The organism is Winogradskyella sp., from assembly GCF_028289625.1.
Taxonomy (GTDB): domain Bacteria; phylum Bacteroidota; class Bacteroidia; order Flavobacteriales; family Flavobacteriaceae; genus Winogradskyella.
The window spans coordinates 52,957-65,737 of the sequence record NZ_JANQOM010000034.1 but is presented as its reverse complement, the minus strand read 5'-3'; the positions used below and the strand labels follow the sequence as shown (position 1 = coordinate 65,737).

Below are 12,781 nucleotides of genomic sequence, written 5' to 3'. Positions count from 1 at the left end.
TTGAAAATGGAAAGCAAACCCCTTTTAAATTCAATTTTGGTGCACCATCTTGTGTGCCAGCAACGAGCTTTGAATCCGCTGGTGCAATTATTAATTCTGAAGCTATTAGAACGCTCTTGGCTAATCCAGATATCAAGTATTTGGCAGAAATGATGAACTATCCAGGAGTCATTTATAAGGATAGCGAAGTCCTTAAAAAATTAGAATGGGCAAAGTATTTTAATAAACCTGTAGATGGTCATGCTCCTGGATTGCGAGGAGACGATCTAACGACTTATATTTCTGCTGGGATTTCTACGGATCACGAATGTTTTACCTATGAAGAAGGCTTGGAAAAACTTCAAAAGGGCATAAAGGTCATCATTCGTGAAGGCAGTGCGGCTAAAAATTTTGAAGCCCTAATCAGTTTGTTAGACGAGCACTACGAGAACATGATGTTCTGTAGTGATGACAAACATCCAGACGATTTGCTTTTAGGGCATATTAATCAGTTATGTGCAAGAGCAGTTGCAAAAGGTATTGATGTATTTAAAGTATTGAAAGTAGCATGTGTTAATCCAGTAAAGCATTATAATTTAGATGTTGGTCTGCTTAACGAGGGTGATAGGGCTGATTTAATTATTGTAAAAGACTTAAAGGATTTTACGGTTTTATATAATTATATTCATGGGGAATTAGTCTCGGAACAAGGACATTCATTGATTGAATCTGTCGATTTTGATGTGCTAAATCACTTTAGCACCAATAAAAAAGTAGCGACTGATTTTAAATTTGAATCTAATACTACCCTTCGACAATGCTCAGGGCGAGTTAAAATACGTGTTATCGAATGCCTGGATGGTGAACTAATTACTAATGGAATCATCGAAAATGCAACCATTGAAAATGGCAACTTAGTAAGTAACACAGAAACTGATATTTTGAAGATGACGGTGGTCAATCGTTATCAGGATGATAAGCCAGCTATAGCATTCATAAAGAATTTCGGACTAAAAGAAGGAGCAATTGCATCATCCGTTGGTCATGATTCCCATAATATTATTGCGGTTGGAGTTTCAGACGAGATGATATGTAAAGCCGTAAATCTTATTATTGAGCATAAAGGCGGTATTTGTGCGGTAAGTAATTCCGAGGAAAAGGTGGTGCCACTACCAGTGGCAGGCATCATGAGTGACCAAAACGCAGAAACTATGGGCAAGCAATATGCAGAATTAGACCGCATGGCAAAAAAAATGGGCAGTAAATTACATGCTCCTTATATGAGTTTATCGTTCATGGCGTTATTGGTGATTCCTTCCTTAAAGTTGAGCGATAAAGGACTTTTTGATGGTAACACCTTTCAATTTACAACGCTAGAAACATAATTGCTTATGACTTTAAGTGATTTTTAGTTAAGACAAGGGTTGTCATTTTGAGCATAGCGAGAAATCTCATAATAATTATCGTATGTGATCAACAGATGAGACGACTAACACAACATTCGATATGACTAAAATTGCCATCTTGAAGGTTTTTATTTAGCTTGCCTTTGTGCGCCATCCCTCCTAAGTCCTGTCAGCAGTAAAGGCAGACAGTCGAAGTGAAAGCAAGTTGAAGTGTGGTCACTGTGCCTAGTCGTAGTGTAGTCTCTGAACTTGCTTGTACTGAGCGAGTCGAAGCATCAAAGTGTTAACATTTCATTCAAACTTTTTTTGCTTAATTCGGTTATCTTTAGGCTTTTTTAAATCCAACCTAAACTATGACAAAGAATTTCCTTCTCATTATATTGATTGTATTTACAATTACCAGTTGTAAAGACGATAAGCATCAAGCTATTGAAACTCCGAAAACAGCAGAAGTTAATACCTATGTAAAAGACAATTATACCAAAAAAGAAGTGATGATAGAAATGCGTGATGGCATTAAATTACACACTACAATTTATTCTCCAAAGGACACTTCAAAGGCATATCCGATGCTCTTAAAGCGAACGCCTTACAGTTGTAGACCATATGGTGAAAATGAATATCTAAATAAAGTGGGGCCAAATAAATACCTTATGGAAGAAGGTAATATTATGGTTTACCAAGATGTTCGTGGTCGTTGGAATAGTGAAGGCGTTTATGATAATATGCGAGCTTATATTCCTAACAAAACAGGCCAACAAACAGATGAAGCTAGTGATACTTATGATACCATTGAATGGTTGATTAGTAATGTTGAAAATAATAACGGTAAAGTAGGTACTTATGGAATCTCTTATCCAGGGTTTTATACTACTTATTCATTGCTAGATGCACATCCAGCATTAAAAGCGGCTTCACCACAAGCTTGTATTGGTGATTTCTTTTTTGATGATTTCTATCACAACGGTGCCTATTTGTTAAGCTATTGGAGAGCAACATCAGTATTTGGTTATATGAAAGACACGCCTACAACCGAATCATGGTATACGTTCCCAGATATTGGCACCGAAGATCAATATCAGTTCTTTTTAGATCATATGCCGTTAAGTAAGCTCGATAAATTCTATGGAGAAGACAATGTCTTTATGGAACAATTAAAAACACATGTTACCTATGATGAGTTTTGGCAAAGCAGAGACATTATTCAGCATTTGAAAGACATAAAACCTGCGACTATGATTGTTGGCGGACAGTTTGATGCCGAAGATTTGTACGGCCCCTACAATACGTATCAAAGTATCGAAAAAAATAGTGACAATTATAATACACTTGTTTTCGGACCATGGAGCCATGGGGATTGGGCAAGAACCAGAACACGACAGGTAATTGGGAATATTCATTTTGGCGATAGTATTTCAGATTATTTCCAAAAGAATATCGAAACGAAGTTCTTTAATCATTTTTTAAAAGGAAATGCCAATGGCGAAACAGGTTTAGCTGAGGCGCATATGTTCGATACAGGTGCTAAAGTATGGCAATCTTTTGATTCCTGGCCACCAACAAATACCGCTAAGGAAAGCTATTATATGCAACCTTACGAACGTTTGACCAAGCGGGCCGATAGAAAGATTGCTACTTCAGATTTTATAAGTGACCCTAAAAAACCTGTACCATATTCTGAAGATATCAAAGTGGTATTTACACCTCGAAAGTTTATGACAGATGACCAACGTTTTGCAGCGAGACGACCAGATGTACTGACTTTTGAAACCGAAGTGCTAGAAAATGATGTGACGCTTGCAGGAGATATTCTCGCAAAATTAAATGTATCAACGACGGGAACTGCAGCCGACTGGATTGTAAAGGTTATTGATGTATTTCCTGCAGATACCAAAAATACAGAAGATGTCCAAGATCACTTAAAGTTGAGTAATTATTATATGCTTGTGAGAAGCGAAACCTTACGTGGTCGCTTTAGGAATAGTATGACCAATCCTGAGCCATTTGTGCCCAATCAAAAAACAGCAGTCAACTTAAAATTGCAAGATGTCTTCCATACCTTTAAGAAAGGGCATAAAATTCAGGTGCAAGTGCAGAGTACATTTTTTCCTTATATAGATGCGAATCCACAGACCTATGTCAATAACATTTTTGAAGCGAAGGAAAGCGACTTTAAGGCGCAGACCCATAAAGTCTACAACGATTCTTCTATTGAGTTTACAGTACTTAAATAAAAGCTGTCAGTTCGATTGTCACGTCTTTTGTGCGATGTACTTCGACAGGCTCAGCAGAGCTATCGAGAACTATTAAAGAATTGAATCTCTAAAGCTTCTCGATATAATTTTCTCCGAATAGTTATTGGGATTGAAATTACTCAACTTGACATTTTATTATATTTTTGGATATGCCTATAGTAGAATCCACTTACAAACCACCATTTTGGGCTAAAAAGAGTTTTGTGTCCACCGTATTTTCTGGCTTGGCAAGAACCGTCAATGGTGTAGAACAGACAAGAGAACGGATTACACTACCTGATAGTGATTTTATGGATCTGGACTGGAGTTATGCTAAAGCAACATCCAATAAAGCTATTATTCTCTTACATGGCTTAGAAGGCCATGCGCAACGGCCTTATATTACTGGAACAGCAAAGTTATTTAATGACAACGGTATTGATGCTTGTGCCGTTAATTTTAGAGGCTGTAGTGGCGAACCCAACACATTGTATCGTAGTTATCATTCTGGTGCCACTGAAGATTTAGAGGCAGTTTTAAATTACATATTTGAAAAGGGGAAATATAATGAGATTTATATTAAAGGCATCAGCCTTGGTGCCAATATGGTCTTAAAATATGCTGGTGAACGCGATAATGTTCCTAAGGAACTAAAAGGGGTTATCGCTATCTCTACGCCATGCGACTTAAAAGGCTCTTGTGATGAATTATTAAGTCTCAAGAACAAGCATTATGCCATTCGGTTTTTAGACCATCTAAAGAAAAAATTGAAACCCAAGCTTGAGCAATTTCCGAATGATATAAGTCCAGAGGATTATAATTCCATTAAAAGCTTAATAGATTTTGACCATGTGTATACGTCTAGAGCACATGGTTTTAAAGATGCTTATGATTATTATGAAAAAGCAAGCAGTTTACAGTTTCTACCCAATATCAAAGTACCATCGTTAATTATTAATGCACTCAATGATTCCTTTTTATCAGCGTCATGCTACCCAGTAAAAGAGGCTAAAAATAACCCAAATCTTTATTTAGAAATGCCAAAATATGGAGGGCATGTGGGTTTTATCGATAAACGGAACATTTATTATAATGAACAACGCACTTTGGACTTTGTTCTTAACATTTAAGAAATATAACTTTTCTTACATTTACGGAAATTATTTTTTATGAAGATTTTTTACATTGCGTTCGCTCTTATTTTTTACTTTCATCTTGGTTTTGGGCAGATTGCATTTAATGAAATTATTGTTACGGATGTGGATAGCGGAACAAGTTTTCCAAGCTCCGTTTACGCAGCCGATCTAGATGGTGATGGCTATATGGATGTACTTTCTTCCTCACGGTTTGATGATAAAATTGCATGGTACAAAAATATAAATGGAGAGGGAAGTTTTAGTTCTCAAATTGTTATTACAACTGATGCCGATAACGCCACATCTGTATTTGCATCTGATGTTGATGGTGACGGTGATATGGATGTTTTATCTGCTTCATATAGTGATGATAAAATTGCATGGTATGAGAACACAGATGGATTAGGGAATTTTGGGAACCAGCAAATAATCTCTAATCCAGTAGGTGGTGGTGCCTTTGGTGCTGCTAATGGGCCCACATCTGTATTCGCATCTGACATTGATGGCGATGGTGATATGGATGTGCTTTCGACTTCTTACGTAGATGATAAAATTGCATGGTATGAAAATGTAAATGGGCTAGGGAATTTTGGTACTCAGCAGATTATAGCAAGTGGTTTAAGTGGTGTAAGAAGAATTTATACTTCTGATATAGATAATGATGGTGATATGGATATTAATGTAGATTTCTATATTACAAATCCACTTACAGGCAGAATAACTTGGTTTGAAAATATAGATGGTCAAGGCAACTTTGGACCTAGACAAGATATAAGTGTTGGTGAGACTACGAGTAATACAGCAGACATAGATGGCGATGGAGATAAAGATATTGTTTCGGGTTCTAGAGTTGATAATAACGTAGTTTGGTTTGAAAATATAAATGGTCAAGGAAATATGGGGCCAAAACAAATTATTACTGAATTAACGGATGGTACAACTTCAGTATATTCAGCAGATATAGATAATGATGGTGATATGGATGTAGTATCAGCTTCTGAAAACGATGATAAAATAGCGTGGTATGAGAATATGGATGGTGCAGGCAACTTTGGTAGTCAACAGATTATATCGTCTTTGGCAAATGGTGCAGTATTTATATCTACAATTGATTTAGACAACGATGGCGACATAGATGTTTTGTCTGCTTCATATAATGACGACAAAATAGCATGGTACGAAAATATTGACGGGCTGGGTGATTTTAGTGAAGAAAAAATAATAGTTTCGTCTGTAGACGGAGCGAGTTCAATTTTTGTGTCTGACATTGATGGTGATGGTGATGCCGATATTTTATCGGCATCAATTAATGATGATAAAATCGCTTGGTTTGAAAATACTAATGGTCAAGGTAATTTCAACGTAATGAAAACAATCACAAATAATGCAGATGGAGCTGTTTCTGTGTTTGCATCTGATATTGATGGTGATGGCGATATGGATGCCCTTTCAGGTTCAGCAGAAGATAGGAAAATAGCTTGGTACGAAAATATTGATGGTCAAGGTGATTTTGGACCCCAACAAGTTATTTCAATTAATGTTGACAGAGTGACTTCTATTTATGCTGTGGATATCGATAATGATGGTGATATGGACATTGTTTCTACCTCGAGTAATAACGATAAAGTAGCTTGGTATGAAAATATGGATGCTCAAGGTGATTTTAGTCCTCAACAAATTATAAGCATTCAGGCAAATAGTGCAAATTCAGTCTTTGCAGTTGATATTGATAACGATAGTGATATGGACTTATTAGTGGGTATTTATGACACCATCGTATGGTTTGAAAATATTGATGGTCAAGGTAATTTTGGTAGCCAACAAGTTATAAGTCAATTAGCCTCAGGGTTAACAACGGTTTATGCGGCAGATATTGATAATGATGATGATATGGATGTATTTTCAACTTCCGAAGGTAATAATAGGATATCATGGTATGAGAATATTGATGGTCAGGGTAATTTTGGAGCTCAACAGTATAAATTTGGGAGTGACGCTAGATCAGTGTTTGCGTCAGATATTGACGGTGATGGATATAATGACATGATAGCTGGTGTTAATAACAGTGACAAAGTGATTTGGTTTAAAAATGACAGTCAGGGCGGTTTTGGTGAAGAACAACTCATAACTTCTAATTTAGACGGTCTAACATCTATTTATATAAGTGATGTTGATGGTGATGGAGATATTGATGTGTTATCCTCTTCTAAAAATGACGATAAAATACTATTAAATAAAAATTTAGGAATTTTAGGAAATGAAATTAATGGTCTGTTAAAGTTTGACTTTAATAATGATGGTTGTGATGACATGGATGACATTTTTGTTCCTAATATTTTAATCTCTACCAACAATGGAAATGACAGCTTTTCTTCATTTTCTCAAAATGATGGGTACTACAGAATAGCCGTGAATCAAGGAAGTTTCAATACACAATTGGAAAACTTTCCTAATTATTACACATCAAATCCAATATCTCAAATCTCAGATTTTGTTGGTTTAGGCAATACAGATACCGTAGATTTCTGTATAGAGCCTTCTGGCGTTTTCAACGATTTAACGGTCAGCATTTACCCATCCATAGACGAGCCAAGACCAGGTTTCGACACCTCTTATCAGATCGTTTGTAAAAATATTGGGACGACACAACTGAGTGGTTCGGTGTCCTTCCAGTTTGATGACAGTAAGATACAATTCTTAAGTGCCAGCGAAACGGTAAGCTCTCAGACCACCGATAGTTTAAGTTTTGATTTTGTAGATTTTAATCCATTCGAAACTAAAGTCATTGACCTTGAGTTCAATGTATTTGCACCACCGACAGCCAATATCGATGATGTATTGATATCAACGGCAACCGTAAACCCAGTTTCCGGAGATGAAACCGAAGATGACAATATCTTTACACTAGAGCAAATTGTAATTGGTTCTTATGACCCAAATGATATCACTGTGTTACAAGGCGAGGAGATTTTTATAGAGGATGCAAATAAATACCTTAATTATTTGATTCGTTTCCAGAACACAGGAACGGCAAGTGCCATTAATGTTAGGGTAGAGCATGTTCTGGATGATAAATTAGATTGGACGACCATGCAATTAGAAAGTCTAAGCCATTCAGGTCGTGTAGAAATTGAAAATGAAACCGATGTCAGCTTTATATTCAACAATATTAACTTACCAGATAGTACATCTAATGAACAAGAGTCTCATGGTTATATCGCTTTTAAGATAAAGCCAAAATCCAATGTGCAAATTGGGGACATCATTAGTGGAGTGGCAGATATCTATTTTGACTTTAACCCACCGATAATTACTAATACCGTAAATACCGAAATTGTTCCACCACTTAGCATTGATGACCAAGAATTGGATAACATCAAGCTATATCCAAATCCTACTTCTGATAAATTGAGGATAACGTCACAACGATTTATTGATGGTCTTAAGATATTGGATATTAATGGTAGGATGTTAAAGATTTTCGATATTTCACCAATCAAAGATTATACCTTAGACGTTTCTAGTTTATCTAAGGGTATTTATTTTTTGGAGATTCGATCAGGTGAATCAAGGACAACAACAAAATTTATAAAGAATTGATAGCCTTTATCGATAAAGGAGGTATTTATTATAATGAACAAAGTGCTTTAGATTTCAAAAATCAAATAAATAACGCTTACTTCGTAAAATAAAAATGGTTTTAAATGAAAAAAAAATACACTTATCTTTTTTTAATTTTTTGTTTGCAGTTTTCTCTTGCTCAAACAGATTTCCCAACCTTGGAGTTTGGGTTTAACACAGTAATTGACAATACTTTTTTTCCTGACCTTCCTTCATCTGTCTATTCTGCAGATTTAGATGGTGATGGCGACATGGACGTTTTATCCTCTTCCCGTAATGATGACAGAATTGCATGGTATGAAAATTTAGATGGCTTAGGAACCTATGGAAAGCTTAAAATTATTTCCGGCACAGCAGATCGGGCTCAAGCCGTATATGCTGCAGATATTGATGGAGATGGTGATATGGATGTCATTTCTGCCGCGGATTTTCAAAATGAAATTGCTTGGTACGAAAATATGGATGGTATGGGAACTTTCGGTGCTAAAAATATTATCTATGATTTGCAATTTGACCAGAGTTATGATTCCGAAATACTTGCAAAAGATATGGATAACGATGGCGATATGGATATTATATCCTCTGGTGATGATGGGTTGGCTTGGTATGAGAATATAGATGGCCAAGGTACTTTTGATATTATTGATATCAGTGCCACTAATCCGTTGATTGATGCTTTTTCATTGGCCGTTGAGGATTTGGATAATGACGGTGATTATGATATTGTTACAGCCTCGAGCTTTTTTGGTTCACCTAAGGTGGTATATTATGAAAATCTTGACGGACTAGGTGATTTTTCTTCAGAAAACATTATATCGAACAGCTTAAACGATTTCATAGAGGTTATCGTTGCAGATATTGATTCTGATGGGTTTATGGATGTAGTGTTTAGCTCTACAGATGATGGAACATTGCATTGGTCTCGAAATATGGATGGTCTAGGTAGTTTTGGTCCTCAACAACTAATAACGTCTAATTTTTCAAGTGGTGTTTTGGGAAAAATATATGCAGAGGATATTGATGAGGATGGATTTATAGATGTCGTATCAACTGTGACAAATGGCACTGTGGTATGGTATCGAAATACAGATGGGCAAGGTACTTTTGCAAGTCCACAAACTCTATTTAATGGCAGTGCATCATCAATATACATGTCCGATCTAAACGGTGACACTCATTTAGATGTCATAATAGCTCAAGTTAGCAATAGAAAAATCTTTTGGTTGCCAAGTTTTAATGGTCAGGGTATTTTTAATCCTCCTCAGACACTAACCTATTCAGCACTTGAGCCGACAGTAGCTTATGCTGCAGATTTGGATGGGGACAATGATCTCGATGTTGTATCTGCATCAAGGCTGGATAAAAAGATTAGTTGGTACGAAAATATTGATGGTAATGGCACCTTTGCCTTGCCTGAGGAGATTTATACCTTTGATACTAATGGCCCAATAACTACAGCATTTGTAAATGACTTTGATAATAATGGCGCTCCAGATATTATTGCATCAGGCGATTCTGGGGAATTGGTGTTGTTACCAAATTTCGGTCAGGCAGACTTTCCATCCGCTGATCCTATAACTGGGTCCTCATTTCAAGACAGAACCCTGTTTTCAGTGGATATTGATAATGATGGTTTAAACGATATTATATCTATAACCGAAGATACAGTGTCATGGTTCAAACTCTCATTTTCAGGATTTGGAAACGAACAAATAATAACCAATTCGTTTTTTCAATCGTCTTTATTATTTTGTGCAGATATAGATGGTGATAATGATCAGGATATAGTGGTTGGTTCAGCAATTGGTGATAGAGTTTCGTGGTTTGAAAATTTAAATGGCCAAGGACAGTTTAGTTCAGAACAACTCATTTCAAATGCCATTGATAGTCCAGAATCCCTTGTAGTTTCAGATATTAATGGTGATGATTTTCTAGATGTTGTGGTGGCTTCTAGTGAGGAGAATAGAATATTCTGGATAAAAAATTCTGATGGCTTAGGTAATTTTAATGCACCCTTAACTGTATTTCAGAATCCTTTTGGGGTGAAATCTTTAGAGGTTTCTGATATGGATAATGATGGTGATATGGATATCATATCATCAACGCGATTTGGAACAAAAGAACTGCAATGGTACGAAAATTTGGATAGCAATGGTTCTTTTGGCACTCCTGAATCAATTATTACCGTTGAAAAAGACATTACTTTTATAAAATCGTATGACATGAATAGTGATGGTCTGCAGGACATTTTATTTGCATCTAATGAGGCCAATAGTATTTCATGGGTAAATAATAAGGGGAAGCGGAATGTGATTAATGGTAATTTAACCATGGATATTGATGCAAACGGTTGTGATGCAACAGATTTACCTTTGGAAAATTTTATGATTGTAGCAGAAAGCACGACAGATACCTTTGCAACGCTCACTCAGGCTAACGGATTTTATGAGATGACCACTTTGGAAGGAGATTTTAATGTTGAGGTCGATCAGAGTTTGGCGAGTTATTTGTCTGTAAACCCACAGTCTGTTACTATTAATTTTTCTGAACTGGGAAATACTAGTAGTTCCAATAATTTTTGTTTAGAAGCCACTCAAAATATTGAGGATTTGAGCATAACAGTACTTCCTGTTGATGAGGCCAGACCCGGTTTTGATACAAGTTATCAGATAATCTATAAAAACAATGGAACTTCAATAGCAGACGGAACGATGACGTTCCTATTTGATGATGCCATGATGTCCTATCTTTTTACAGATTATTATACAATTAATGAAACCAGTAATGAGCTTTCTTTTGAATTCTTTGATCTAAATCCGTTTGAGACAAGATCTATATTTTTAGAGTTTAACGTCTTTCAACCTCCAATTGTTAATGGTGATGATATTATTGAAATTATTGCAGAAATATTTCCAAATGAGAACGATTTTACACCTATGAACAATACTTTCAATTTAAATCAGGTGGTAGTCAATTCTTTTGATCCAAATGATAAACTTGTTTTACAAGGCTCCTCAATATTTTTAGATGAAATCAGTAATTATCTAGATTACATTGTCCGATTCCAAAATACGGGAACGGCCTCAGCTATCACAGTAAGAATTGAGGATATTTTAGATTCTAAATTAGACTGGCGAACCCTTCAGATTATGTCTTCGAGCCATAATTATCGGGTACAGATAACCAATGGAAATTTTGTTGAGTTTATTTTTGACGACATTGATTTACCTTCTCAGAGTGTAAGTGAAGAACAATCTCAAGGTTATATAGCATTTAGAATTAAACCTTTGCCAGATGTTGAAGCTGGAGATATTATAAGTGGTACAGCAGATATTTTCTTTGATTTTAACGCACCCATTACAACAAATACGGTCAATACTCAAATTGTTGAGCCTTTAAGTGTTGCTGATGAAGAATTACAGAATGTTAGGCTTTATCCTAATCCAGTTTCGGATAGGTTGAAAATAACTTCAATCCAACCAATAAATAATTTAAGAATTATAGATATGAATGGTCGGGAATTAAATGCTATAGAAGTATTGGCAAATAATTACAGTATGGATGTGTCCAGCTTATCAAAAGGCATCTACTTTTTGGAAATTCAATCAGGCGAATTAAAGTCTACCCAGAAGTTTATTAAGAATTAATCGAATTGTATAAATTTTAATATACTTTAAGAGTCTGTGCTTATTGCTTTACTTTTTATTTGTAACTTTAAGCATTCCCTTAGACCTTAAAATTAGCTCGTGCTGACCCTGTAAACTATGATTAATTATGATAGTACTTTTAGACAATGGTCATGGAGGTTTAATCAATGGTGAGTATACCACTCCTGGCAAACGCAAAGATTGGGGAAATGCTGGCATTATATATGAAGGGGAGTTTAACAGAGCTATAGTTGCTGGTATTGTAGAGCAATTGACACTACTAAAAATCCCTTATGTCAATATTGCTCCAGAATATCGCGATGTGCGTTTAGAAACTCGTGTTAATCGCGCCAATAAATATCCAGCGGGCAAAAGTTTTTATTTAAGTATCCATAGCAATGCTGGTGGAGGACATGGTAGTGAAATATTCACCTCTCCCGGAAATACCAAAAGCGATAAAATCGCAACCATCTTCGGCGAAGCATACAGAAACGAATTCCCGAATAGAAAACTGCGTACAGATTTCTCTGATGGTGATCTAGATAAAGAGCGTCGATTTTATGTGTTGACTAAGACCAAGATACCTGCGATATTAACTGAGAGTTTCTTTATGGATAATTTTGAAGAATTCAAGGACATCCTTAATACTAGGGAAGGTCGCCAAAAAATTGTAGATTATCATGTTAAGGCTATTGTCAGGACAAAAGCTGAAATTTTTGGTGAATGAAATTTTGTAGGATTTTTTTTATTTGGCTCGA

The 12,781-nt window shown here is 35.9% G+C and carries 6 protein-coding genes; all 6 read left to right on the top strand.

What is annotated here, in order from left to right:
* A partial coding sequence (gene ade, locus Q0992_RS07255) for an adenine deaminase (RefSeq protein ID WP_299521701.1) occupies positions 1-1,364 on the top strand: 1,364 nt, incomplete at its 5' end.
* Between the two features lie 374 nt (positions 1,365-1,738).
* Positions 1,739-3,619: a CocE/NonD family hydrolase gene (locus Q0992_RS07250; protein ID WP_299521698.1), complete on the top strand. Its 1,881-nt coding sequence runs from the start codon at positions 1,739-1,741 to the stop codon at positions 3,617-3,619.
* 170 nt (positions 3,620-3,789) lie between these two features.
* Positions 3,790-4,749 carry an alpha/beta fold hydrolase gene (locus tag Q0992_RS07245; RefSeq protein ID WP_299521695.1) on the top strand — a complete coding sequence of 320 codons (960 nt, stop codon included), beginning with the start codon at positions 3,790-3,792 and terminating at the stop codon, positions 4,747-4,749.
* A gap of 39 nt (positions 4,750-4,788) precedes the next feature.
* The gene (locus tag Q0992_RS07240) at positions 4,789-8,355 is read left to right on the top strand and encodes a T9SS type A sorting domain-containing protein (RefSeq protein WP_299521693.1); all 3,567 of its coding nucleotides are present in this window, start codon (positions 4,789-4,791) and stop codon (positions 8,353-8,355) included.
* A 104-nt stretch (positions 8,356-8,459) separates the two neighbouring features.
* Positions 8,460-12,023, top strand: a complete 3,564-nt coding sequence (locus tag Q0992_RS07235) for a T9SS type A sorting domain-containing protein (protein WP_299521691.1) — start codon at positions 8,460-8,462, stop codon at positions 12,021-12,023.
* Between the two features lie 127 nt (positions 12,024-12,150).
* A complete protein-coding gene (locus Q0992_RS07230) occupies positions 12,151-12,750 on the top strand; it encodes an N-acetylmuramoyl-L-alanine amidase (RefSeq protein WP_299521689.1) in 600 nt (199 codons plus the stop codon).
* Positions 12,751-12,781: the final 31 nt, after the last annotated feature.

Excerpts from the sequence above, each read along its gene's own strand:
- Q0992_RS07230 (WP_299521689.1), top strand. The coding sequence starts at position 12,151 with ATGATAGTACTTTTAGACAATGGTCATGGAGGTTTAATCAATGGTGAG.
- Q0992_RS07245 (WP_299521695.1), top strand. The coding sequence starts at position 3,790 with ATGCCTATAGTAGAATCCACTTACAAACCACCATTTTGGGCTAAAAAG.
- Q0992_RS07235 (WP_299521691.1), top strand. The coding sequence starts at position 8,460 with ATGAAAAAAAAATACACTTATCTTTTTTTAATTTTTTGTTTGCAGTTT.
- Q0992_RS07250 (WP_299521698.1), top strand. The coding sequence starts at position 1,739 with ATGACAAAGAATTTCCTTCTCATTATATTGATTGTATTTACAATTACC.
- Q0992_RS07240 (WP_299521693.1), top strand. The coding sequence starts at position 4,789 with ATGAAGATTTTTTACATTGCGTTCGCTCTTATTTTTTACTTTCATCTT.